Source organism: Gelidimonas diazotrophica (assembly GCF_055694025.1).
The window spans coordinates 2502428-2527718 of sequence record NZ_CM146349.1; the positions used below are offsets into that span (position 1 = coordinate 2502428).

At 57.2% G+C, this 25291-nt stretch carries 26 protein-coding genes; 15 read left to right on the top strand and 11 right to left on the bottom strand.

Annotated features, from left to right (window positions below):
- Positions 1-81: 81 nt before the first annotated feature.
- Positions 82-1125 (bottom strand): phosphoribosylformylglycinamidine cyclo-ligase, encoded by a 1044-nt coding sequence (purM, locus tag KGFNPO_RS11615; protein ID WP_472613140.1) that lies wholly within the window; start codon positions 1123-1125, stop codon positions 82-84.
- Positions 1126-1229: 104 nt separating this feature from the next.
- On the opposite strand from purM, the gene KGFNPO_RS11620 reads away from it, so the two are divergent.
- The 13 genes from KGFNPO_RS11620 to KGFNPO_RS11680 all read left to right on the top strand — a co-directional run bounded on the left by KGFNPO_RS11620 (position 1230) and on the right by KGFNPO_RS11680 (position 10580).
- Positions 1230-2312 (top strand): AI-2E family transporter, encoded by a 1083-nt coding sequence (locus KGFNPO_RS11620; RefSeq protein ID WP_472631432.1) that lies wholly within the window; start codon positions 1230-1232, stop codon positions 2310-2312.
- The gene (gene hda, locus KGFNPO_RS11625; RefSeq protein ID WP_472631433.1) at positions 2312-3013 is read left to right on the top strand and encodes a DnaA regulatory inactivator Hda; all 702 of its coding nucleotides are present in this window, start codon (positions 2312-2314) and stop codon (positions 3011-3013) included. Before KGFNPO_RS11620 ends, hda begins: the two co-directional genes overlap by 1 nt.
- Positions 3010-3681 carry a histidinol-phosphatase gene (locus KGFNPO_RS11630; protein ID WP_472631434.1) on the top strand — a complete coding sequence of 224 codons (672 nt, stop codon included), beginning with the start codon at positions 3010-3012 and terminating at the stop codon, positions 3679-3681. The genes hda and KGFNPO_RS11630 overlap by 4 nt, the downstream gene beginning before the upstream one ends.
- The gene (gene pcnB / locus KGFNPO_RS11635) at positions 3674-5047 is read left to right on the top strand and encodes a polynucleotide adenylyltransferase PcnB (protein WP_472631435.1); all 1374 of its coding nucleotides are present in this window, start codon (positions 3674-3676) and stop codon (positions 5045-5047) included. Before KGFNPO_RS11630 ends, pcnB begins: the two co-directional genes overlap by 8 nt.
- Before the next feature lie 14 nt (positions 5048-5061).
- Complete coding sequence (gene folK / locus KGFNPO_RS11640) at positions 5062-5532, top strand: 2-amino-4-hydroxy-6-hydroxymethyldihydropteridine diphosphokinase (RefSeq protein WP_472631436.1); 471 nt, start codon at positions 5062-5064, stop codon at positions 5530-5532.
- Positions 5533-5780: 248 nt separating this feature from the next.
- Entirely contained in the window at positions 5781-6128 is a 348-nt protein-coding gene (locus tag KGFNPO_RS11645) for a DMT family protein (protein ID WP_472631437.1), read from the top strand.
- 87 nt (positions 6129-6215) lie between these two features.
- On the top strand, positions 6216-7079 hold the full coding sequence (gene panB, locus KGFNPO_RS11650; RefSeq protein ID WP_472631438.1) for a 3-methyl-2-oxobutanoate hydroxymethyltransferase: 864 nt from the start codon (positions 6216-6218) through the stop codon (positions 7077-7079).
- Between the two features lie 185 nt (positions 7080-7264).
- Positions 7265-7969 (top strand): ABC transporter permease, encoded by a 705-nt coding sequence (locus KGFNPO_RS11655; RefSeq protein WP_472631439.1) that lies wholly within the window; start codon positions 7265-7267, stop codon positions 7967-7969.
- A 7-nt stretch (positions 7970-7976) separates the two neighbouring features.
- Entirely contained in the window at positions 7977-8645 is a 669-nt protein-coding gene (locus tag KGFNPO_RS11660; RefSeq protein ID WP_472631440.1) for an ABC transporter ATP-binding protein, read from the top strand.
- A gap of 358 nt (positions 8646-9003) precedes the next feature.
- A complete protein-coding gene (locus KGFNPO_RS11665; RefSeq protein ID WP_472631441.1) occupies positions 9004-9357 on the top strand; it encodes a hypothetical protein in 354 nt (117 codons plus the stop codon).
- Between the two features lie 213 nt (positions 9358-9570).
- Entirely contained in the window at positions 9571-9708 is a 138-nt protein-coding gene (locus tag KGFNPO_RS11670) for a hypothetical protein (protein ID WP_472631442.1), read from the top strand.
- Between the two features lie 54 nt (positions 9709-9762).
- On the top strand, positions 9763-9897 hold the full coding sequence (locus KGFNPO_RS11675) for a hypothetical protein (RefSeq protein ID WP_472631443.1): 135 nt from the start codon (positions 9763-9765) through the stop codon (positions 9895-9897).
- Between the two features lie 347 nt (positions 9898-10244).
- Positions 10245-10580, top strand: a complete 336-nt coding sequence (locus tag KGFNPO_RS11680) for a type II toxin-antitoxin system HicB family antitoxin (RefSeq protein WP_472631444.1) — start codon at positions 10245-10247, stop codon at positions 10578-10580.
- Positions 10581-10681: 101 nt separating this feature from the next.
- Here KGFNPO_RS11680 and can read toward each other — a convergent pair whose 3' ends face one another.
- The 10 genes from can to KGFNPO_RS11730 form a co-directional block, all read right to left on the bottom strand.
- Positions 10682-11353, bottom strand: coding sequence for a carbonate dehydratase (gene can / locus KGFNPO_RS11685; RefSeq protein ID WP_472631445.1), 672 nt, complete (start codon positions 11351-11353; stop codon positions 10682-10684).
- A gap of 107 nt (positions 11354-11460) precedes the next feature.
- On the bottom strand, positions 11461-12627 hold the full coding sequence (locus KGFNPO_RS11690; protein WP_472631446.1) for an FAD-dependent oxidoreductase: 1167 nt from the start codon (positions 12625-12627) through the stop codon (positions 11461-11463).
- Between the two features lie 222 nt (positions 12628-12849).
- Complete coding sequence (locus KGFNPO_RS11695; RefSeq protein ID WP_472631447.1) at positions 12850-13479, bottom strand: chalcone isomerase family protein; 630 nt, start codon at positions 13477-13479, stop codon at positions 12850-12852.
- Positions 13480-13766: 287 nt separating this feature from the next.
- Positions 13767-15008, bottom strand: a complete 1242-nt coding sequence (gene sstT, locus KGFNPO_RS11700; protein WP_472631448.1) for a serine/threonine transporter SstT — start codon at positions 15006-15008, stop codon at positions 13767-13769.
- Between the two features lie 241 nt (positions 15009-15249).
- Positions 15250-16377 (bottom strand): molecular chaperone DnaJ, encoded by a 1128-nt coding sequence (dnaJ, locus tag KGFNPO_RS11705; RefSeq protein ID WP_472631449.1) that lies wholly within the window; start codon positions 16375-16377, stop codon positions 15250-15252.
- Between the two features lie 237 nt (positions 16378-16614).
- Positions 16615-18567 (bottom strand): molecular chaperone DnaK, encoded by a 1953-nt coding sequence (dnaK, locus tag KGFNPO_RS11710; protein WP_472631450.1) that lies wholly within the window; start codon positions 18565-18567, stop codon positions 16615-16617.
- A 98-nt stretch (positions 18568-18665) separates the two neighbouring features.
- A complete protein-coding gene (gene grpE, locus KGFNPO_RS11715; protein WP_472631451.1) occupies positions 18666-19232 on the bottom strand; it encodes a nucleotide exchange factor GrpE in 567 nt (188 codons plus the stop codon).
- A 225-nt stretch (positions 19233-19457) separates the two neighbouring features.
- Positions 19458-20564: a ferrochelatase gene (gene hemH, locus KGFNPO_RS11720; protein ID WP_472631452.1), complete on the bottom strand. Its 1107-nt coding sequence runs from the start codon at positions 20562-20564 to the stop codon at positions 19458-19460.
- A gap of 180 nt (positions 20565-20744) precedes the next feature.
- Positions 20745-22391 (bottom strand): DNA repair protein RecN, encoded by a 1647-nt coding sequence (gene recN / locus KGFNPO_RS11725; protein ID WP_472631453.1) that lies wholly within the window; start codon positions 22389-22391, stop codon positions 20745-20747.
- 74 nt (positions 22392-22465) lie between these two features.
- Positions 22466-23359, bottom strand: a complete 894-nt coding sequence (locus tag KGFNPO_RS11730) for an NAD kinase (RefSeq protein ID WP_472634461.1) — start codon at positions 23357-23359, stop codon at positions 22466-22468.
- 87 nt (positions 23360-23446) lie between these two features.
- On the opposite strand from KGFNPO_RS11730, the gene KGFNPO_RS11735 reads away from it, so the two are divergent.
- Positions 23447-24145 (top strand): HAD family hydrolase, encoded by a 699-nt coding sequence (locus KGFNPO_RS11735; RefSeq protein ID WP_472631454.1) that lies wholly within the window; start codon positions 23447-23449, stop codon positions 24143-24145.
- A gap of 97 nt (positions 24146-24242) precedes the next feature.
- Complete coding sequence (gene hrcA / locus KGFNPO_RS11740; RefSeq protein ID WP_472631455.1) at positions 24243-25262, top strand: heat-inducible transcriptional repressor HrcA; 1020 nt, start codon at positions 24243-24245, stop codon at positions 25260-25262.
- The last annotated feature ends 29 nt before the right edge of the window (positions 25263-25291 follow it).

Genomic DNA, 25291 nt, shown 5'->3' on the forward strand with positions numbered 1-25291 from the left:
CGGTAGGGGCGGGTTCCAAACCCGCCCTCGCACTTTGGCCACGAAAGGACGGGTTTGGAACCCGCCCCTACTTGCTCAACATCACAGCACGATGGTTTGCGCTTCGTCGCCTTGGCGGGCGCGAATGGTGCCGATCTGGCTGACGGTTTCGCCGGCGGCTTGCAGTTGGGCGATGGCGGCGGCAGCGTTCTGTTGCGAGACGATCACGACCATGCCGATGCCGCAGTTGAAGACGCGGTGCATCTCGGCATCGGCCACATTGCCGTGCTGTTGCAGCCAGGTAAACAACGGCGGCATGGTCCATTTTGCGCGATCGAGCTCGGCTGTCAGGTGCGGCTGCAGCACGCGCGGCACGTTTTCGACCAGGCCGCCGCCGGTGATGTGCGCCATGCCCTTGACTTCCATGGAGGCGATCAGCGCCAGCAGCGGCTTGACGTACAAGTGCGTCGGTTCCATCAGCACGTCGGCCAGTTTGCGGCCGTGGAAATCGCTGTCCAGGTCGGGCTTGGCGATTTCGATGATCTTGCGCACCAGCGAGTAACCGTTGGAATGCGCGCCGGACGAGGCCAGGCCCAGCACCACGTCGCCGGGGATGATCGTGCTGCCGTCGATGATTTTCGATTTTTCCACCACGCCGACTGCAAAGCCGGCCAGATCGTATTCGCCGTCCGGATACATGCTCGGCATTTCAGCGGTTTCGCCGCCGATCAGTGCGCAACCGGACAATTCGCAGCCCTTGGCGATACCTTTGATGACATCGGTCGCGCTCGCCACATCGAGCTTGCCGCAGGCGAAATAGTCGAGAAAAAACAACGGTTCGGCGCCCTGCACCAGGATGTCGTTGACGCTCATCGCGACCAGGTCAATGCCGACCGTGTCGTGCCGGTTCAGGTGAAAAGCCAGTTTCAGCTTGGTACCCACGCCATCGGTGCCGGACACCAGCACTGGCTCCTTGAATTTTTTGCTAATTTCAAACAGCGCGCCGAAGCCGCCGATACCGCCCATCACGCCTTCGCGCATGGTGCGTTTGGCAAACGGCTTGATCGCTTCGATCAGCGCATCTCCCGCATCGATGTCAACACCGGCGTCGCGGTAGGAAAGGGAAACGTTTGGAGTCGAGTTCATGGTGTGATTGGCGGCAGAGGCGGTAAAATAAAGGAATGTGACCGCGTCAAACAGGCGCGGCAAAGTGGTATTTTATCAAATTGACCCGAACCGACACCCATTTAATGCCATTTCCCTTCACTTCCGAGCAAAAACAATCCGCAACCTGGCTAGCGCTGGGGATATTACTGATCGTCCTGCTGATCTTGCTGGGGCCGGTTCTGACCCCGTTCATTGCGGCGGCGATTCTGGCGTATGCGCTCAACCCGGGCGTCGACTGGCTCGACCGCAAGCGCATCGGCCGCTTCAGGCTGCCGCGCCCGGTGGCGGCATTGCTGGTGATTGCGCTGCTGTTTGCCACACTGCTGGCGCTGATCCTGATCGTGGTGCCGGTGTTGCAGAGCCAGTTGCCGCTGTTGCGCGAAAAAATACCGGCCTTTCTGGCGCAGGCAAATAATTTTCTGAGCCCACGTCTGACGGCACTGGGAATTCACGTCAATCTGGATATCGATGGCCTGAAAGAACTGGTGTCGTCGAAGATGGCCTCCAGCGGCGACCAGATCTGGGGTACCCTGCTCACCTCGGCCAAACAGGGTAGTTCGGCGGTGCTGGGGTGGACCGCAATGGTGCTGCTGATTCCATTCATCCTGTTCTACCTATTGCTGGACTGGCATCGAATTTTGACATCCACCTTCAGGCTGATACCGCGCCCGTGGATCGACAAAACCCGCGTGATCTCGAACGATGTCGATGGCTTGCTGGCGCAATACCTGCGTGGGCAATTGCTGGTGATGCTGATTTTGGCAGTGTATTACTCGGTGAGCCTGATGCTGGCGGGCTTTGACGTTGGGCTGCCGGTCGGCATCATCACCGGCTTGCTGGCTTTCATTCCCTATCTGGGCTTCGGACTGGGCCTGATACTGGCGCTGATTGCAGCGGTACTACAATTCGACGGCTTGCACGGCTTGCTTCTGGTGGCCTTGATTTACGGAATGGGCCAAGTGATCGAAAGCTATTTCCTGACGCCGCGCCTGATCGGCGAGCGCATCGGCCTGCATCCGCTGGCGGTGATTTTCGCGCTGATGGCGTTCGGTCAGCTGTTCGGTTTTGTCGGCATCCTGCTGGCGCTGCCGATGGCGGCCATTTTTTCAGTCGCGATCAAGCATGTGCGCGCACATTATTTAGAAAGTAGCTTTTACAACCAATGATGCGGCAACTACTACTCGATTTAGGGGCGGAAAAACCGCAGACCTTCGATAACTTCTTCGTCGGACAGAATCCCGAACTGGCCGAGCGCCTGCAGCAAATCGTGGCGCGCGTCTCCAGCGAACGCTTCGTATATGTCTGGGGCCAGCCCGGCGCCGGCAAAACCCATCTGCTGCGTGCGGTGGCGGAAGCGGCCGCGCCCACTGCGCGTTTCATTACATCCGAAGCCGACGCGGCAGCCTTCCAGTTCGACCCTGGCGTCACGCTGTATTTGATCGACGACTGCGACCAGTTATCCCCCGCGCTGCAAATCGAAGCCTTCAACCTGTTCAATCAGGTGCGTGAGCACGGCACTGCGCTGGTGGTCAGCGGCAACCTGCCGCCAGCCACCCTGACGGTGCGGGAAGACTTGCGCACCCGGCTCGGCTGGGGCTTGATTTACCGCCTGCATGAACTCACCGACGAAGAGAAAATTGCCGCCCTGAACCATTCCGCCCAGATGCGCGGCCTGAGTTTATCGCCTGGCGTGCTGCCGTATTTGCTGACACACACCGAGCGCGACATGCGCTCGCTATCGACCATTCTGGACGGTCTGGATAAATATTCCCTGGAAACCCAACGCCCGATTACCTTGTCGCTGTTGCGCAGCCTGCTGCAACTGGGACAACTTGAACCTCCGGAAAGCGCACCGAAAGCACCATGAATTTAGCCCTGTTTGACCTCGATCACACCCTGATTCCGATCGATTCCGATTATGAATGGGGGCAATTTCTGGCCCGCATCGGCGCGGTAGACCCTGCCGCATTCGAGCTGCGCAATGCCGCCTTCTTCGTCCAGTACCAGGCCGGCACGCTGGACCCGGTCGAATACCTGGAATTCGCACTGGGTACGCTGGCGCAATTTTCGCGCCGGCAACTGGACGACTGGCATGCGCAATTCATGGCCGAAGTGATCCTGCCGGTCATCACGCCGGCAGCGCGCGACCTGCTGAAACGCCATCAGGACGCCGACGATCTGGTGGCCATCATCACCGCCACCAACCGTTTCGTCGCCGCGCCGATTGCCAGAGCGCTGGGAGTGCGGCATCTGATCGCAGCCGAGCCGGAAACCCGGCCCGACGGCACCATCACCGGCAAACTGATCGGGATTCCGAGTTCAGGCGCCGGCAAGGTGCGCCATACCCACGACTGGCTCGCTGGCATGGGGAAATCCCTAGCCAGCTTCGATCAGAGCCATTTTTACAGCGATTCGCAAAACGATATTCCGCTGCTGTCGGCCGTCACCCATCCGGTGGCGACCAATCCCAATGCCATACTGGAAGCGCACGCCAGAGCGCTCGGCTGGCCCATCCTGAAGTTATTCCATGATTAAAAAATACATCCGTAAAATATTGGGCATGCACAAGACCGATGCCGCCGGCAACAACATGGAGGCGGACACGCTCGGCCCGAAACAGCACGGCATCGACCCGGCGCTTTTATCGAACAACGCGATCCGCGTCACGAAAACCCTGCAGGACGCCGGCTTCAAGGCGTATGTGGTGGGCGGCGCGGTGCGCGACCTGCTGCTGGGCGTAAAGCCGAAAGATTTCGACATCGCCACCGACGCCACCCCGGAGCAAGTCAAGCGTTTATTCAGGCGCGCCTTCATCATCGGCAAGCGGTTCCAGATCGTGCATGTGATGTTCGGCCAGGATTTGCTGGAAGTGACCACCTTCCGCGGCCCGGCCGCAGTCGAGTCGCCCAAGGACGAGCATGGTCGCGTGCTGCGCGACAATACCTTCGGTGCCCACCACGAGGATGCGGTGCGGCGCGATTTCACCATCAATGCGATGTATTACGATCCGGCAACCCAGACCGTGCTCGACTTTCACGGCGGCATGGCCGACATCCGCAAGAAAACGCTGCGCATCATCGGCGTCCCGGAGGCGCGTTTCCGCGAAGATCCGGTGCGCATGTTGCGGGCGGTGCGCTTCGCAGCCCGGCTGCAGTTTTCGATCGACCCCACCACCGCCGCGCCGATTGCGGTAATGGCGCCGCTGATCAACAACGTGCCCTCGGCCCGGGTATTCGACGAAATGCTCAAGCTGCTGTTGAGCGGCCAGGCGCTGGCCTGCCTGAAACGCTTGCGATCGGAAGGCTTGCATCACGGCTTGCTGCCCTTGCTCGACGTGGTGCTGGAACAGCCGATGGGCGAAAAATTCATCACGCTGGCGCTGGCCGCCACCGACGAGCGGGTCAAGCTGGGCAAACCGGTTTCGCCCGGATTTCTGTTTGCATCGCTGTTGTGGCATCAGGTGCTGGAGAAGTGGACTGCCTACCAGGCCGCCGGCGAAAATCCGATTCCCGCCTTGCATCTGGCCGCCGACGACGTGCTCGACACGCAATCCGACAAGCTGGCGATTCAGCGCAAGATCGGCTCCGACATGCGCGACATCTGGGCCATGCAGCCGCGCTTCGAGCGCCGTGTCGGCAAATCGCCCTACAAACTACTGGAGCATCCGCGCCTGCGCGCCGCTTACGACTTCCTGCTGCTGCGCTGCGCTTCCGGCGAAATCGATGCCGAGATCGGCGTATGGTGGACCAGCTTCATGGCCGCCGATGGCAACGAGCGCGAAGTATTGCTGACCGCAAAACCGCGCAGTGCCAGCGCGCCCGACGGCGCAGCAAAACGCGGCGCATCACGCGGCGGACGCGGCCGCAAGAAAGTCATCGGCAGCACCGAAAGCGCGCAGTGACATTGCAGCCGCCAATGCAAGCTTACATTGGCCTGGGGGCCAATCTGGGCGATGCGCGCAGTCAAGTGCTGCGCGCCATCGAACAACTGCAAACCCTGCCCGATACCCGTGTCAGCGCGCAATCGAGCCTGTTTCGCAGCGCGCCGATTGACGCTGCCGGCGACGATTTCATCAATGCGGTGGTGCAACTGGAAACCCGCTTGCCAGCCGCCGAACTGCTGCTGGCGCTGCAAGCGATCGAACAGGATTTCGGCCGCCAGCGCCCGTATCCGAATGCGCCACGCACGCTCGACCTTGATCTGCTGCTGTACGGCAACCAGACGATTGCCAGCGCGACGCTGCAAGTGCCGCATCCGCGCATGACACAGCGCGCCTTCGTGCTGATCCCGTTGCTGCAAATCGACCCGCTGATCCAGATCCCGGGCCACGGCGCCGCACATCAGTTCGCGCCGGCAGTGGCGGATCAGGTCATTCAGAAGATCTGACGCGAGCACAGTGTAAAAATATACTTTTTGGCTACTATTTAGCCGGCATGGCAATTAAGAACAAAATGGTGCGCTCCACCAAAAACCACTTCCTTCGGAAGTCTCATATGGCAGGCTGAATAGCTACTATTTTTTAAGATATACATCTAGTATTTTTTGAAGCACTCAAAATACATGCGGAAGATGGTATGTTTTAATGCATACCCCATTAATATTTCTTGCATCACCAAAACGTTTCAGGCGACACCATGCCAAATTCCATCACACTGCAAACTGTCAGCCTGCTGTTCTTTTCGAATATTTTCATGACCATAGCCTGGTACGGTCATCTGAAAAACTTGGCCAGCAAGCCGTGGTGGATCGCGGCGTTGGTGAGTTGGGCGATTGCGCTGTTTGAATACATGCTGCAAGTGCCGGCCAACCGCATCGGTTATACCCAGTTCAATCTGGCGCAACTGAAAATCATGCAGGAAGTAATTACACTCGTGGTGTTTGTGCCGTTCGCCATGCTGTACATGGGCCAGTCGTTCAAGCTCGATTTCGTTTGGGCGGGTCTGTGTCTGGTGGGCGCGGTGTATTTCATTTTTCGTGGTTAAGGTGCGCAACAATATTGCTGCGCAGTACCAAGTCCGCGCCAGGGCGCTACACTATTGCAACCAGGTTTTGTAACTTAAAGGATTTTTATGGCTAGTTATTTGCAAGGAAAAGACATGGCCGCTGCCGGCACACCGACGGCTGCCGCCAAACCGGTCGCGACCAAGGCTGTCACGATTCCATCGCTGAACGCGATGCGCGCCGCGGACCAGAAGATCAGCATGCTGACCTGCTACGACGCCAGCTTCGCGGCTCTGATGGATAGCTGCGGGGTCGAAGTGCTGCTGATCGGCGATTCGCTCGGCATGGTGTGCCAGGGCCACCATTCGACCCTGCCCGTCACGGTCGCTGACATCGCCTACCATACCGCCTGCGTCGCGCGCGGCAACCAGGCGGCCATGGTGCTGGCCGACATGCCGTTCGGCAGCTACGCCACGCCTGAATCGGCATTCAACAACGCGGTGCAATTGATCCAGGCCGGCGCCCACATGGTCAAACTTGAAGGCGGCGCATGGCTGGCCGAGACCGTGCGTTTCCTGACCGAACGCGCGGTACCGGTCTGCGCCCATCTTGGTCTGACGCCACAATCGGTGCATCAGTTGGGCGGCTACAAGGTGCAAGGCAAGACGCTGGAAGCGGCTGACACGCTCAAGGCTGACGCACTGGCGCTACAAGCCGCCGGCGCCGCACTGCTGGTGCTGGAAGCGATTCCCGCCGCGCTGGGCCGCAAAGTGACCGAATTACTGGCGATCCCAACTATCGGCATTGGTGCCGGGCCGGATTGTTCCGGCCAGGTGCTGGTAATGCACGACATGCTGGGCGTATTCCCGGGCCGCAAGGCGCGCTTTGTGAAGAACTTCATGGACGGTCAAACCAGCATCGGCGCGGCGGTGCAGGCGTATGTCGCGGCGGTCAAGGATAAATCGTTCCCGGCTGCCGAACACTGCTTCTGACAGCCATGAAAGCACCATGCCCCCTCCCTTGCAGGGCGCACATTCGCTTGCAAGCGAATGCCGTTCAGCAGGCGGGCAGCATGCTGCCCGAAACCCCTGCTTCCCCCCCCAACCCCTCTCCCGCAAGCGGGAGAGGGGAGCGAAATGAGTCGCTGCGCGACTTTCACATTAAGCGCCGCTAGCCGATGGGAATGTTGGAGGCCACCGGCGCTGCGTTCGCGCTGCTGTTTTCGGGCGACGCCGCGCTGTGGCAAATTATCTGGGTATCGCTCAAGACTTCCATCGTCGGGCTGGCGATTGCCACCCCGATCGCACTGCTGGCCGGCTATGCGCTTGCCAGTAGCAACTTTCGCGGCCGCCGCATCCTGATCTGGCTGGCGCAAGTGGCGCTGTCGGTGCCCACCGTGCTGATCGGCCTGCTGCTCTACATGATGCTCACGCGCCAAGGGCCGCTGGGCGATTTGCAATGGCTGTTTTCGCAGTCCGGCGTCATCGCCGGGCAAGCAATCATCGCGCTGCCGGTGCTGATCGCGCTGACGCTGGCTGCGGTGCAGGCGGCCGATCCGCGTCTGGCGGAAACCGCCATCACGCTCGGCGCCTCGCGTCTGCGCGTGATGCTCACGCTGCTGCATGAAGTACGATTCGGCGTGATGGCAGCCGTCATCAACGGTTTCGGCCGGGTGATTTCGGAAGTCGGTTGCGCGATGATGGTCGGCGGCAATATCGCCGGCGCCACCCGCACCATTACCACGGCAATTGCGCTGGAAACCAGCAAGGGCGAATTCGCTCAAGGCATTGCGCTGGGCCTGGTGCTGATCGCGATTGCGCTGGTGATCAATGCCGCGCTGATGCTGCTGCAGGGCGACGCGCAGCGGCAAGGGCAACGGTAATGACACTATGACGCTACTTCTGCAACTGCGGCAGTTGCGCAAGCGCCACGGCCAGCGCATCGTGCTCGATATCGATAGCTTTTCGATCGCCAGCGCCAGCGCCTATGTGCTGACCGGCGTCAATGGGGCCGGAAAAAGCACGCTGCTGCGCATCCTGGCAGGGCTGGAAACCGCCGAATCCGGCGCGCTTGCCCTGCTCGGCGAATCTATGTCCATGCCGATGTCGCTGACGCCCTACCCCACCGCATTGCGCGCCGCGATCATTTACGTGCACCAGCATCCAGTCATGTTTGCCGGCAGCGTCGCGGCCAATATCAACTTCGGCCTGAAGCTGCGCGGCAATTCCAGAGTATTGCGCGCCAAGCAAACCGCAGAAGCAATGGAGTGGGCGGGCGTCGCGCACTTGCGCGACAACCTGGCAACCACTTTATCCGGCGGCGAAAAGCAGCGCGTGGCACTGGCCCGGGCCCGCATCCTGAAACCCCGACTGCTGTTGCTGGACGAGCCCACTTCCAACCTCGACGGCGCCGCGCGCGAACAAGTGATCGAGCTGATTCCAACCCTGCTGAAAGAGGGCAGCAGCGTAATCATGGCCTGCCACGACCGCGACCTGATCGCGCTGCCGCAAGTACAACGCCTGAAATTACGGGATGGCCGGTTGCAGGTGTATTCATAGTCGGCCGGCTCTGCAATTGAAATATACCCGGCAATGTATTTTTTGAGGCCGCATGTAATCATGCGGCTATAGCATCAATTATTGCTATACTCCAATGGATTCCCATGAAGAGTAACTGTTTTTAGCAAGTAAATACGCACAATGTGTGCGATTAAATTGAGCCGCGTGAAATCCGCATTGCAGAGCTGACCGATCCCGGCAAACGGCAACTGCTGCGCTGGGTCTTCACCGATCCCGAAAAACTCCGCCCTGAGAAATCCAACGCCGCCATCATAGCCGAGGCCGCCAGCCAGTTTTCCAGCCTCGCCAAAGCCATGCGCGCACGCGGCACTTGGACGGCCAGCGGGTTGCGCGGATTTTGAATAGCACAAACATCTTTGAGGCGTGGTCGGACGAGAATTGGATCAACGAAGGCGCAGCGGTACGGGTTTCGCTGGTGTGCTTTGGCACACAGCATTCCGTAATTCATCAATCGGTGAATCAATCCGAGCCAAGTATCGGATTACGCGATAAATCGGCTAACTCACCCTGCCAAATCCGGCTCGACGGCCAGCCCGTTTCCGCTATCCATTCAGACCTTACTGGTAGTGCGCAGGCTGAGGCGCTGGACTTGACCAGTGCACGACCGCTGGCAACCCACAAGAATCGTTCGTTCTTCGGCCTCTGTCAATCCGGGCCGTTCAAGGTCGACACGGCAACCGCATTGGTCTGACTGAAAGATACCGGCAATCCGAATAGTCGCCCCAACAGCGACGTGCTGCGGCCTGTCTATAACGGCTCTGACATTACTCGGCGCTGGGCTGGCAACAGGGTGGTGGATTTCGCCGGAAAGAGCTGACCGACGCTGCCGATTACATTGCACCATTCACCTATGTGGAGACACATGTAAAGCCGCTACGGGCAGATAATCGGGAGGCTATTCGCCTTGAAAGCCACTGCCGATCTCAATGGCTGGCGGGGAAAATGGCTCAACCCGGAAGGTTGGCTGGAGTGGGTAATCACGCAGGAAGAAGGAAAACCTGGTTTCCCGAGCGCCCGGTCGCTAAGCCGGAACAAGCTGTGACATGGAAGAAGCGCACTCTGACCAACCTCTGCAACGAAATGCCAGCCAGACTGAATGCGGCATGAAAGCCTCGACAAAGCCGTCGCCGTCGCCTACAACTGGCAGGATTACACACCGGAAATGCCAGACGATGAAATTCTGCGCCGCTTGCTTGCGATGAATCTTGCGAGAACCAAAGCAGCCGCATAACAATTACCAGCAAATACATTTGTCCACGAAATACACGAAAAACTGGACAAATATGGGACCGGATTTTGGTGGTTGGGCTAGGTTTTGTAGGTCGGGTTAGCGGCTTCATCGCTGAACCTACAAAACTGCCCCGACATTTGCGGCTGAGAATGTCGGGTTACGCACTCGCTAACCCGACCTACCGATTTCGGCTCGTTCTGCTGGTGAAGTGCGTAACAGAAGGTTTTTGTGGTATTTGAGATCAACGCAAAGCGCTTGTACCCACATCGCCCACATCCGGGCAAGGAAGCCAAGCGCTATCAAGTTGAGGAATTCCGTGCATTGCTAGAATCAGAAGGAATCAAACCATGAACAACACCATGACCTATAAGGGCTACGGTGCCCGTGTTGAATTCGATCCCCTCGATGCTGTTTTTGTGGGTCGCGTTCTCGGTATTGTCGACATCATCAGCTTCCACGGCGAAACCGTCGCCGAACTGACCTCCGATTTCCATAATGCAATCGACCATTACCTGGCAGATTGCAATGCCGCCGGTCGCCAGCCGCAAAAACCAGCGTCCGGCAAAATAATGCTGCGCGTTCCGCCGGAAGTGCATGCCGCTGCCGCCATCGCTGCCGAGGCATCCGGCAAAAGCTTGAATCAGTGGGCTACTGAAGTGCTGGATCACGCCGCCCACGTGTAGCCTTCATTATTTAATACGCCACACTGTATTTTTACATGCCGCAATGAATACATGCGGTCATAGCATAGTTTATTGATATACCCCCCGTAAAAACCATTATTTCACAGCACTAGTTGATAGCGGTCAAACACCGTCGCCAGCCTTTGCGCCAGTACTTCGGCTGAATCGACTTCCATCCCGAGTTCGCGCAACAAGCCGTCCTGCAAGCCATACACCCAGCCGTGCACCGTCACTGGCTGGCCGCGTTCCCAGGCATCTTGCAGGATGGTGGTCTGGCATAGATTGGTGACTTGCTCGATCACGTTCAATTCGCACAAGCGATCCTGCTGCGCACGGCTGGGCAAGACATCGCCGAAATATTTCTCATGTTTCTGATGCACATCCTGCACATGGCGCAGCCAGTTGTCGGCCAGGCCGATGCGGCGGCGCGTCAATGCTGCATGCACTCCGGAACAGCCATAGTGGCCGCAAATGATCACATGCTTGACGCCCAGCACATCGATGGCAAACTGCAGCACCGAAAGACAGTTGAGGTCGGTATGCACCACCACGTTGGCAATATTGCGATGGACAAACAGTTCGCCCGGCAGCAATCCGAGCAGTTCATTGGCCGGAACGCGGCTGTCGGAGCAGCCGATCCACAAATATTCCGGCGACTGCTGCGCTGCCAACTTCTTGAAATAATCTGCATCCTTGGCCTTGATGGCATCAGCCCAGGCTTGGTTATTCAGAAAAAGCTGGCTGGGCGAAAGGTCGGTTTTTGGTTCTAGCATCTGTCACTGCTCCTGAAAAAATATGACAGCCAGCATCAATTCAGCGGCTGGCACAGTATATTGCGCGCACATATTTTATCGGAATGGGCAGCCTGACGCAGGCAAATTCAAACCCGGTCGTCGGGTCCAGGCTCCGGCAACGGATCTGCCGGCTGCAACGGCAGTGCAAAACGCCGCATGAAACGCCGGTCGATTCCATCCTTCCAGCGCCACACCCAGTCGCCCTGCCACACCAACCCGTGCCAGCAAGCGATTGCATGGCGCGCCCCGGTTGTCAGCAGCGATAAATAATCGCGCTGCGGCCGATGCTCGATCAAGGGTTCGCCAAATACTTGATGCAGCAGGTTTTGCGCCAATATCGGCCCCTGCCGCACCGCAAACACGCCGGCTTTCGGGCGCGACTGCTGCGGATTGCTGGCAATATCGCCGGCGGCAAACAGTTGCGGATGGCTCACCGATTGCAAATGCTGGTTGATCTGCACGAAGCCGCCGTCCACCGTCGCCACTCCAGACTGCGCCAGCCACGGCTGCGCTGCTGCGCCGGTGGCCCAGAGCAGATGATCGAAAGACGCGGTGCTGCCATTATCAAAGTTGAGCCGTCCCGGCGTCACCGAACTTACGCTGGTCCCGGTCAGCAACGCGACTCCGGCAGCTTCCAGATGGCGTGCCGCCAGACGCGCGGCGCGGCGTGGATAAGCAGGCAGCAGAGCGGTACGCGTGACCAGCGACAATTTCACCAAACTGCGCCGGGTCCGCAAACGATGCGCCATGGCCAGCGCCATTTCGACCCCGCCGGCGCCGGCGCCGACCACCACGATATGGATCGGCCGCTGCAGCGCAGCGCTGGTCTGTTCCAGTGCATGCCATCGCTGCAGGAAGACATCGATCGGCTTGATTCCCAGCGCGTGTTCAGCCGCGCCCGGCACCAGCGCCAATGGCGGCGTCGCACCGATGTCAAGCGACACCAGATCGAAGCGCCACTCCCGGCCCTGTGCCATGGCAACATTGCGCTGCAGGTCGATCTGATCTACGCCGACCTGCACCAGCTCGATGCCGGCACTGTTTGCCAGCGGCCGCAAATCGACATGACATTCCGAACTGCGGTAATGCCCGGCGACCAGTCCCGGCAACATGCCGGAATACGGCGTCATGACATCGCGCGACAGCAAGGTTATTTCCAGCCTCTCACGCCACAATGCGCGTTGCAGGCGCAACGCCTCCAGCACGAACAGATGCGCATGGCCGCCGCCCACCAACAACAATCGCTTTCGCATCACGCCCCTGATTTTTTCAAAAAATGCCGTACCGCAATGCATTCTGTCGCAAACGGATAACCCGGGACAGATGCGTCACCACCTTACAACGCATTTCCCCAGACTCCGGATAACGGAAACAGAAGGTAACAATTTCTTTCAATTGGGCCTGTAACCGGCAGCAGCTTTATGACGATTCAGAGTAGAAAAGCTTCTGAATCAGGGCCAGGATAGCACCCGGCCCTAGCGCGAAGCCGAGTCCGCATTTCCAAGCTGCGCAGCGCCAAGCAGCAGGCGCTTGAGCGCATTGTCCAGCGGTTTTTCACCCAGCCAGATCTTTAACAACGCGTGATAAAAATTCTCATCAGGAATAATGTCGCCGATGTTTTTGCCATTGAGCTGCATCTGCGTGCCAATTCCCGGCAGCCAGTCGGTGGTCAGTACATCACCTTTTTTCAGTTCCGGTACTGAGGCGAACAATTCACCGAACTTCATCAACGGGCCGGTGATTTTCATCAGTTCGGCACGGTCGGAATTTTGCCTGATGCCGGCCATGAAGCCGCGTCCAAACTCATCGTTGCTGACATCCCGCAGCATCACGATTCTGACCCGTTTGGGGCCGGCCGCCGCCAGCACTTCAGGCACGCTGGTCTCTTTACCGGCCAGATACAATCCTGCCACATAGACTTTGAAAACCAGCTTGGAGCGTACGCCCAGGCCATTCAGATGCAGTTGCTGCTTGCCTACCGTGACTGCGTCATCCATGCTGACGCCAGCGCTTTCGGCAGCAAAACTTAGAGAACTAAAACAGGATAGACAGGATAGGGCTAATGCCAAAAACAACGATGATTTAATCCCAGGAAGAAAATGCATGTTCGCTCCACTCTGTTTGTCAAAATTGCACAAAAGTAAAAATCAGAACGTTCATTCTATTATGAGTGCGAGCACAAATCGGCCAAATGCGCCATGTGGAATACGCCACTCAGAATACGGAATGCTGCATCATTTCATTACATGACATAGATGCACGATGAAAACGCGAATTCACCTGACATTGGTGAATTTTTAGTTGATTACGTGCATTCTTTGGCAAAATATCCCGGTTTGCACAAAATTAGAGAATCAAATCTAAAACCGCTACAACCGAATACGTACCAGCATCAGCCGGTCTCTGTGGCGGAATCCGCATAATCGCCCTTCGCCATACAGGCCGCAGCCGTAAACAATACGTCAGTGGAGGAGTTCAGCGCCGTTTCCGCCGAATCCTGCACAATACTGATGATGAAGCCGATCGCCACCACCTGCATGGAAACCTCGCTGGGGATGCCGAACAGGCTGCAAGCCAGCGGGATCAGCAACAAGGAACCGCCCGCGACCCCGGACGTTCCGCAGGCGCAAATCGACGCCACCACACTGAGCAAAATTGCAGTCGGAATATCCACCGCAATCCCCAGCGTATGGACTGCCGCCAGGGTGAGTACTGTGATGGTGATTGCTGCGCCGGCCATATTAATGGTCGCGCCCAGCGGGATCGAGACTGAATAGGTGTCTTCATGCAAGCCAAAACGCTCGCAGAGTTGCAGGTTTACCGGAATGTTGGCGGCGGAACTGCGCGTGAAAAACGCGGTAATCCCACTCTCGCGCAAGCAGGTCAAGACCATCGGATAGGGATTGCGGCGAATCTGCCAATAGACGATCACCGGGTTTATCACCAGAGCAACAAACAACATGCAGCCAACCAGTACCAGCAACAGTTGCAGATAGCCCAGCAGCGCACCGAAACCAGATTCGGCCAGAGTCGAGGCAACCAGGCCGAATATTCCCAGAGGAGCAAAGCAGATCACCACCTTGACGATGTACGACACGCCGTCGGAGAGGTCACCAAGCACGACCCGCGTGGTATTGCTGCCATGCCGAAGTGCGATGCCCAGCCCAACGGCCCAGGCCAGGATGCCGATAAAGTTGCCTTTCACTAAAGCGTTGACCGGGTTATCGACCACGCTGAGCAACAGTGTCTTCAAAACTTCAGTAATGGTGCCCGGGGCTGCGACCGCGACATTATCGGCGACTAGCACCAGTGTCGACGGAAACATGAAACTGGCGATGACTGCCACCATCGCGGCGGCGAATGTGCCCAGCAGATAGAGCAGCAGAATCGGCCGAATATGCGTTTTCTGGCCTTTTTTATGGCTGGCAATCGAAGCCATCACCAGGACAAAAACCAGAATGGGCGCTACCGCCTTCAACGCCGAGACAAACACACTACCGATGAAGCCCACGGATACCGCAGCGACAGGAAAGACCAGAGCAAACAAAATCCCGGCGATTAAACCGATGATGATTTGCGTTACAAGGCTGGTACGTTTAATCAGATTCAGAAAAAATTGTTGCGCATAAAACATGGCAGGAATCACTAACTTTAAAAGTTTTTAAAACGTAGCGGGGGCAATCCGGACAAGGCAAAAACGGGCAAAAACGACAAGGGCGTAGGGCGCAATAAGCGCAGCGCATTGCGCCGAACTAGCTCAGACGAAAAAACACCCCACGAACGGGGGTTTCTATCAATCGTCTAGTCATACGGCGCAATGCGCTACGCTTATTGCGCCCTACGGCTACGGGCTATGACGAAAGAGATTCAGAAAACTACTCAAAAAACCCCTTGACCTTGTCCATCCAGGATTTGCTTTGCGGGCTGTGCTTGGCGCCGCCTTCCAAAGTCAGGCGTTCGAATTCACGCAGGCTGGCTTTCTGGGCTTCCGTCAATTTGACCGGTGTTTCCACCACGACGTGGCAAAACAGATCACCCGCATAGCCGGAACGCACTCCCTTGATACCCTTACTGCGCAAACGGAATGTCTTGCCCGACTGGGTGCCTTCGGGAATCGAAAACGACGCCTTGCCGCTGAGAGTCGGCACTTCGATGTCGCCGCCCAACGCCGCCTTGGTGAATGAAATCGGGATTTCGCAATGCAGGTCATCACCATCACGCTGGAATACCGCGTGCTGCTTGATGTGAACTTCGACATACAAGTCGCCCGACGGGCCGCCATTGGTGCCGGGTTCGCCGTTGCCGCTGGAGCGAATCCGCATGCCTTCGTCGATACCGGCCGGAATTTTTACTTCCAGCGTCTTGTTGCGCTTGATCTTGCCGGCGCCACCGCAGGGTGGGCAAGGATCGGTAATAGTCTTGCCGGTGCCATGGCATTTCGGGCAAGTTTGCTGAATACTGAAAAAGCCTTGCTGCATGCGCACCTGACCATGCCCGCCGCAGGTAGAACATGTGCTCGGCGACGTCCCGGCCTTGGCGCCGCTGCCGTGGCAAGTTTCGCAGGCGTCCCAGGTTGGCACCCGGATGGTGGTGTCGAAGCCGTGCGCCGCTTGCTCCAGCGTGATTTCGAGGTTGTAGCGCAAATCGGCACCGCGATAGACTTGCGGCCCGGCACCGCGTCCGCCGCGAGCGCCGCCTCCGAAAATATCGCCGAAGATGTCGCCGAAGGAATCGCCAAAACCACCTGCGCCGCCGCCACCGCCGCCGCCCATGTTTGGGTCCACGCCGGCATGGCCGTAACGATCATAGGCGTCGCGTTTTTGCGCGTCCGACAACATTTCGTACGCTTCCTTGACTTCCTTGAACTTGCCTTCTGCGGTCTTGCTATCCGGATTGCGGTCCGGATGATGCTTCATTGCGAGCTTGCGATACGCCTTCTTGATGTCTTCCTCAGACGCATTTTTCGCTACACCCAGCACTTCATAAAAATCACGCTTCGCCATCTTTTTCCAACCTTTTACTCAGAGCTATTAGTTATTCCAATTTGCATTAAAAAGGAGAGCAAAACAAAGTCAAACACCAGCCAAATACAGCACACAGTGTTTTCAACGCTGCCATCGTTTGTGCCATCTTAATGCGAATGGGAATATGCAAAAAGCCGAGTCAGCATCGCTTGCGCTTTTGCATGAACTCGGCAAGCCATTGCGGCGCATTTGCTGCCTACTCCGCCCGACAGGGGATTACTTGTCTTTGACTTCCTTGAAATCGGCGTCGACTACATCATCTTCCGCCGGTTTTCCTTCTCCATTTGCGCTACCCGCACCTCCGGCTGCGCCGCCAGCGGCTGCACCTGCTGCTGCCTGTTGCGCTTGCATGTCGGCATACATTTTCTCGCCCAGCTTTTGCGATGCGCTCGACAGTGCGGCTGTCTTGGCGTCAATGGCAGCCTTGTCATTGCCCTTGAGCACTTCTTCCAGCTCCTTGATCGCCGCTTCGATTTGCTCTTTTTCACCGGCGGCAAGCTTCTCGCCATACTCGCCCATCGATTTGCGGGTCGAGTGTACCAGTGCATCGCCCTGATTGCGGGCATCTGCCAGCTCTCTGAGCTTATGGTCTTCTTCCGCATTCAACTCGGCGTCTTTGACCATCTTCTGGATTTCTTCCTCGGTCAAGCCGGAATTGGCCTTGATCGTGATCTTGTTTTCCTTGCCGGTCGCCTTGTCTTTTGCGCCGACATGCAAGATACCGTTGGCGTCGATGTCGAAGGTGACTTCAATCTGCGGAGTACCGCGGCTTGACGGCGGGATACCTTCCAGGTTGAATTCGCCCAGCGCCTTGTTGCCGGCAGCGATTTCGCGCTCACCCTGGAATACCTTGATGGTAACTGCAGGCTGATTGTCTTCGGCGGTCGAAAATACCTGGCTGAACTTGGTCGGGATCGTGGTGTTTTTCTGGATCATCTTGGTCATCACGCCGCCCATGGTTTCAATACCCAGCGACAACGGCGTCACATCCAGCAACAACAAATCCTTGCGCTCGCCCGACAATACCGAACCTTGAATCGCAGCGCCGACAGCCACCGCTTCATCGGGATTGACGTCTTTGCGTGGTTCCTTGCCAAAGAATTCCTTGACCTTTTCCTGCACCATCGGCATGCGGGTCATGCCGCCAACCAGGATGATGTCATCGATATCCGTAACCTTGACGCCGGCATCCTTGATCGCGATGCGGCATGGCTCGATGGTACGGATGATCAACTCTTCAACCAGGGATTCCAGCTTGGCACGGGTCATCTTCAGGTTCAAATGCACCGGTGCGCCGTTGGCCATCGCGATGTACGGCTCGTTGATTTCGGTTTGCTGGGCGGAAGACAATTCGATTTTTGCGCGTTCGGCGGAAGCCTTGATGCGCTGCAATGCAATTGGATCTTTTTTCAGATCGAGGCCGTTGATCTTCTTGAACTCGTCGATGATGTAATCGATGATGCGCTGATCGAAATCTTCGCCGCCCAGGAATGTATCGCCATTGGTGGATAGCACTTCAAACTGTTTTTCGCCATCGACATCGGCGATTTCGATAATTGAGACGTCAAACGTGCCGCCGCCCAAGTCGTACACGGCAATCTTGCGATCGCCCTTTTCTGTTTTGTCCAGACCGAACGCCAGCGCTGCCGCAGTCGGTTCGTTGATGATGCGCTTGACATCCAGACCGGCAATGCGTCCGGCGTCTTTAGTTGCCTGACGCTGCGAATCATTGAAGTACGCTGGCACCGTGATGACGGCTTCGGTAACTTCTTCGCCGAGGTAATCTTCAGCGGTTTTTTTCATCTTGCGCAAGACTTCGGCGGAGATTTGTGGTGGCGCCAGCTTCTTGCCGCGCGTGGCGATCCAGGCGTCGCCGTTGTCTGCCTTGATAATCGAAAAAGGCATCAGGCCGATGTCTTTTTGTACTTCTTTCTCGTCAAACTTACGGCCAATCAAACGCTTGACGGCGAACAGGGTATTAGTGGGATTCGTGACTGCTTGGCGCTTGGCCGAAGCGCCAACCAGAATCTCGCCGTCTTCCTGATACGCAATGATGGACGGCGTGGTGCGCGTACCTTCGGAGTTCTCGATTACTTTCGGTTTGCCGTTTTCCATAACGGAAACGCACGAGTTGGTTGTACCCAAGTCAATACCGATAATTTTGGCCATGATGTTTCCCTTTTAAGCTGAATGACTGAAATCTGATGAATGCAACTATGTGGTGAAAAACGCCATTTTCAAGCATTTTTGACCACTATTTTGATTGATTATTTGCCTTGCGATACCGTTACCAGCGCGGGGCGCAGCAAGCGGTCGGAAATCATATAACCTTTTTGCAACACGGTAACTATGGTGTTGGCTTCTTGCTCGGCCGGCACCATCGATATGGCTTGATGGCGAGCCGGATCGAGTTTGTCGCCCGGCTTTGGCGATACTTCAGTCAACTTGTTTTTCTCGAACGCGGTGGCAAGTTGTTTCAGTGTCATTTCGACACCTTCCTTGAGCGAGGCGACCGATGGCGTTTCGATTGCCAGCGCCATTTCCAGGCTATCTCTGACTGGCACCAGCAACTCGGCAAAAGCTTCAATGGCGAATTTGTGCGCCTTGCTGACGTCTTCCTGCGCGCGACGGCGAATATTTTCGGCCTCCGCCTTGGCGCGTAAAAACGCATCCTGCATCTCGGCAATTTTGGCTTGCGCCGCTACAAGTTGTTGCTGCTGCTCCAGCGCCGCATCGCCGGCAACTTGCTCGCCACCTGCTGCTGATGTTTCCTCCCCTGCTTGTAAAGGTTCCAACGTATCCATTTTTTCTGTTTGTTTCTCTGCGTTTTGCATCCAAAGCCTCCGACGATCAATAACGTAATTTCAACACCCGAAATAAATGGGGCTATCCGGATCAGATTCAAGGGGCGCTGCAGTCCGCGAAAGGCATGAAAATAATGCAAGCTTCCGTGCCTTGTCGCGGACCATGTGCAATATCAGTTGGTATATGGAGTATGCATAAAAACACATGTTATTCCGCATGTATCTAAAGCAACTTGAAAAATACTGTCATTTTTACTATGAAATTGCACCCAAACGTTTCGATTCTGCACGGGAAATCGCAGCGGCGGCCTGTTGCGCATCGGGTGACGCTGCAGTGCTCCCGGTAGGCCAGCCGCTGGCATGCTGCAAGACGATATCGGCCAGCGCATCCACCCATACCGCGGACTCGTTGAGGCAGGCAATATAGTTGAATTCGTCTCCGCCGGCGGCCAGAAAGTCGCGGCGCGCTTCGATTGCTATTTCTTCCAGCGTTTCCAGGCAATCGCTGGTGAAGCCGGGGCACATCAGGTCAACTCGCTTGACGCCTTTTTTTGCCAGCTTTTGCAACGTTGGCGCGGTGTACGGTTGCAGCCATTCCGCTTTGCCGAAACGTGACTGGAAGGTGACCAGATATTGCTCTTGCGTCAACCCCAGCGCTTGCGCCAGCAGGCGTGCGGTTTTGTGGCATTCGCAATGGTAAGGGTCGCCCAAACTCAGGGTGCGCTTCGGCACACCGTGAAAGCTCATCACCAGTTGGTCCGGGCGGCCGTTGATCTGCCAATGCGCCAGCACCGATTGTTTCAGGGCGTTGATATAGCCGGGATAGTCGTGATAATGCTTGATCAGGCGCAGTTCCGGAATGTTGCGCACCTTGCGGTAATACGCAAATACCGCGTCGAAAACGGATGCCGTGGTGGTGGCTGAATATTGCGGATAAGCGGGCAAGACCAGGATGCGCTCGCAGCCATCCAGCTTCAACTTGTCGAGTACCGCTGGCAGCGAAGGATTGCCGTAACTCATCGCATACGCCACTTGCACTTGGTGACCGCGCTGGCCCAAAGTGCCTTGCAACAATTTGGCCTGCTTTTCGGTGTGAACCTTCAGCGGCGAGCCTTCCTTGGTCCAGATGGTCGCGTACTTGGCCGCCGATTTGCCGGCGCGCAGCGGCAGGATGATGCCATTGAGAATGCACCACCAGACTATTTTTGGAATTTCGACTACGCGGCTGTCCGACAGGAATTGCTTCAGGTAAGGCCGCACCGCAGCAGCGGTCGGCGCCTCGGGCGTACCGAGGTTTACCAGCACGACGGCGGTTTTAGGCAGCGTGCCGTGCGTGTAGGGCGGTTCTGATTGAAAAGACATGTCGGATGATTTCTGGTGATGGGTTGAACGAATAATGTGCGTAGGATGGGTGAAACTCATCACTTATCAAGTCTGCAAGATGGGTTGCACCCATTCTACTTTTAAAATAACGGGGGTATTTTTTAATACCGCAATCAATCATTGCGGAAAACAAGTGTTTTTATCACATACTAGGCGCAGTTAAAGTGCCAGCAATTCCCGCGCATGCTTGCGGGTGGTGGCGGTAATTTCAATCCCGCCCAGCATGCGGGCGATTTCTTCTATGCGATCTTTTGCTTCGAGTGCATTGATGCGGGAAAGTGTCCTGCCGTCCTGATTCGCCTTGCTGACCTCGAAATGCTGATTGGCTTGGCTGGCGACTTGCGGCAAGTGCGTCACGCACAACACCTGCCGGTCCTGGCCCAGGCGTTTCAACAGACGGCCAACCACTTCGGCCACGCCGCCGCCGATGCCGCTATCGACTTCATCGAAAATCAGCGTCGGCGTCAAAGTGGCGCTGGAAGTGATGACCGAAATCGCCAGCGAGATGCGCGCCAGTTCACCGCCTGACGCGACTTTGGCTAAAGGGCGCGGCGCAGTGCCGGCATGGCCTGCCACCAGAAACTCCACCTGTTCCAGCCCATAAGCGGCTGGCTCGCAGGGGTTCAATCCCACCACGAAGCGCCCGCCGGCCATGCTCAAATCCTGCATCGCGGCAGTCACCGCATCCCCCAGTATCTTGGTGGCTTTGCTGCGGGCTTTGGACAATTTTTGCGCCACTTGCAAGTATGCAGCCTTGATTTTTTCTTCCTGCGCCCGCAGCGCATCGAGGTCGCTGGCGTCCGCCAACTGCTTCAATTGCACCGACAGCGATACGAATTCGCCCGGCAAGTCTTCCGGCGCGACGCGGAATTTGCGGGCGCTGGAATGCAGCGCTTCGAGCCGCGCATCGACTTCGCGCAGGCGATTCGGGTCCAGCTCAACCCGGCTCAGGTAATCGTTGAGCGCGGACACCGCTTCCTGCAATTGAATACGGGCCGGTTCCAGCAATTCCAGCACCGGTTTCAGCGTGCCGTCGATGTCGGCCAGTTTGCCCAGTTTCTGGTTCAGGCTGGAGAGTTGCGACAGAATCGGGTGGTCGGATTCGGAAATCGCGTCCAGCGCTTCCTGCGCGCCTTCGATCAGGCTGGCGGCATGCGACAGACGGCTGTGTTCGGTGCTGACTTCGTCCCATTCGCCCGGTTTGGCGGCGAGTTTTTCCAGTTCGCCCACCTGCCATTCCAGCCGCTCGCGCTCCAGCAGCACGTTTTTGGCGTCTTTTTCATAGGTTTCGCGCTGTTTGGCAATGCCGCGCCAGTCTTTGTAGGCCGCAGCCACTTCCCGCGCCTGCGTCAGCAAACCGGCTTGGCTGTCGAGCAGAACGCGCTGCGCGTCGGGTTTCAGCAGGGACTGGTGGGCGTGCTGGCCGTGAATATCGACCAGCATTTCACCGATTCCGCGCAATTGGGAGGCGGTGGCGGCGATGCCGTTGATGAAGGCCTTGGAGCGCCCGGCGTTGTCGATCACGCGGCGCAGCAACACCGCGCCCTCTTCACTCTGGAATTCGTTGGCGTCCAGCCAGGCGACCGTTTGCCCATTGACCGCGAACTCGGCGCTGATATCCGCCTTGGACGCGCCTTCGCGCACCACGCTGGCGTCGCCGCGTCCGCCCAAAGCCAGCGCCAAAGCATCAATCAGAATCGATTTACCGGCACCTGTCTCGCCGGTAAATACCGAAAAACCGGAGGAAAATTCCAGCTCGATCGAATCGACAATCACGAAATCACGGATGGAAAGTGTACGTAGCATGGTGAGACCTGAAGAATGTAAGACTGGCTGCTGCATTGGCGTGAAAACCGCAATTTAACGCAATTCAGCGCAATTTAAGTTAACTGCCCTTCGGCCGACGGATATTCGTTCCAGTGCAACTTCTCGCGCAGGGTATCGTAATAATTCCAGCCTTGCGGATGCATGAAGGTGATGCGGTGCGCGGAACGCTTGATATGGATACGGTCGTGCAGCAATATGCTGGCAAACGACTGCATGTCGAAGTTGACGCTGGTATCGCGGCCGCTGACGACTTCGATCATGATTTCACTTGAATCGGGCACCACGATCGGACGATTCGACAACGCGTGCGGAGCAATTGGCACCAATACGACGCCGCCCAGGCTGGGATGCAGCAATGGCCCGCCGGCCGACAGCGAATACGCGGTCGAACCGGTCGGCGTGGAAACGATCAAGCCATCGGAGCGCTGGTTGTACATGAAGTGACCATCGACCTCGACCCGCAACTCGACCATGCCGGCGCCGGCCCCGCGCGACACCACCACATCGTTGAATGCCAGGGCGGAAAAGATATTTTCACCATCGCGCATCACACAACCTTCCAGCAGGCTGCGAAATTCCGTCTCGTAATTTCCTGCCAGCATGTCAGCCAACACCGGCAGCATGCCATCGATCGGAATATCGGCCATGAAGCCCAGCCGCCCCTGATTGATCCCAATCATCGGCACGTCATAGGGCGCCAACTGACGTGCGATGCCGAGCATGGTGCCGTCACCGCCGACCACAATCGCAACATTGGCATGCTGGCCGATTTGTGTCGGCGTCATTGCTTCGAAACCGGCCAATTCAATATCGCGCGCGGTTTCTGCTTCCAGCACCACGGTATACCCTGCGTCATCGAAAAAATGGGCAATCTGGGACAGCGATTGCGCGATGCCGGGAGCTTGGGGCTTGCCTATAACAGCGATTGTTTTTGGCGCTAAAGGCATATTGAGTTGGGCTGGAGAAGGGAGGACGAGGTTCACAGATTAGAACATAATTCAGCCATCTCTTGAAGAATGTGAAAGTTAACGACGTTGAACACTCCAATCAAAGCTGTGCTGTTCGACCTCGATGACACCCTGTGGCCAATTGTTCCAGTGCTAGAACAGGCTGAAAAAGTGTTACACGGGTGGCTGCTCGCGCACGCGCCGGCAGTGGCCGAGCGCTATTCGATCGACCTGTTGCGCACCCGGCGGCAAGCGCTGATGCAGACTGAGCCGCGTTACCAGATCGACCTCTGGGGCTTGCGCCATGCAACACTTTGCGAGGCATTCCGCCAGGTAGGCGCAGATGTTGCTCTGGTGGATCATGCGATGGTGTTTTTTTCCACTGCCCGCAATGCGGTCACGCCCTTTGCGGATGTGGTGCCGGGGCTGACCAAGCTCAATACGCGGCTGGCGGTAGGTTCGATCTCGAACGGTTTTGCCGACTTGCAAGCTATCGGCATCGCCCACCATTTCCAGGCCTCGATTGCAGCGCACCGTTTCGGTCGCGCCAAACCCGATCCGCAGATTTTTCATGCGGCCTGCGCAGCCCTCGAAATCCAGCCGCAGCAAGCGGTGTATGTCGGCGACGACCTGATGCTGGATGTGCAGGGTGCGCAAAATGCGGGAATGCATGGCGTCTGGATGAACCGTTTTGAGCGCAGTCTGCCCGAACAGTGCCGTCCGGACGCGGTCTGCACCACTCTGCACGAACTCGACCGCTGGCTGATTGACGCGATGGGCGCATAATATTGCTGGTGGCAACTTGTGAGTTGTATCCGTTGTTCCGATGTCGCTGTTCCAATCCCTGTTTCCATCCATATATCAACTTGCTTCCTATAAACCTATGCAATTCGATATTCGCGCACAAACTCTGCTCAAGGCCCTGGTCGAACGCTATATCGCCGACGGCCAGCCAATCGGCTCGCGTGCCTTGTCGAAACTGTCGGGGCTGGATTTGTCGCCGGCCACCATCCGCAACGTCATGTCAGACCTGGAGGAGATGGGCTTCATCGCCAGCCCGCACACCTCGGCCGGCCGGGTGCCAACGCCGCGCGGCTACCGGGTTTTCGTCGACACCCTATTGACGTTGCAAGCCTTTGACGAAGCCGCGGTCGAGTCCCGGATGCAAACTACGCTGTCCAGAAAATCGCCGCAGAAAATCATTGCCAATGCCGCCCAGGTGCTGTCTTCCCTGTCGCAATTCGCCGGCGTGGTGCTGACGCAGCGGCATGAATCGGTGTTTCAGCAGATCGAATTTTTGCGCCTGTCCGATAAACGGGTGCTGCTAGTCATCGTCAGCCCGAGCGGCGATGTGCAGAACCGCCTGCTACTGACGGACGTTGATTACACGCCGGCGCAATTGGTGCAGGCCGCCAATTACATCAATCAAAATTACGGTGGACTGAGCTTCGACGAAGTGCGCGGGCGGCTGCAAAACGAATTACGCAGCCTGCGCGACGACATGACGCGCCTGATGCAGGCCGCGGTGGAAGCCGGCAGCGAAGCGATGGCGGATGACAGCGAAGATATGGTGATCGCGGGCGAGCGTAACCTGCTGCGCGTAAGCGATCTGGCCGCCAACATGAATTCGCTGCGCAAACTGTTCGACATGTTCGAGCAGAAAACCAGCCTGATGCAATTGCTCAATATTTCCAGCAAGGCCACCGGGGTCCAGATTTTCATTGGTGGCGAATCGCAACTGATGCCGATGGATGACACCAGCATCGTCACCGCGCCCTATGAAGTCAACGGCCGCGTCGTTGGCACATTAGGCGTAATCGGGCCGACCCGCATGGCGTATGAGCGCGTGATACCGATGGTGAATATCACGGCCAAGCTGCTGTCGCATGCGTTGAGTCATTAACATTAAGTCATTAAGTTACGCACGTTGCA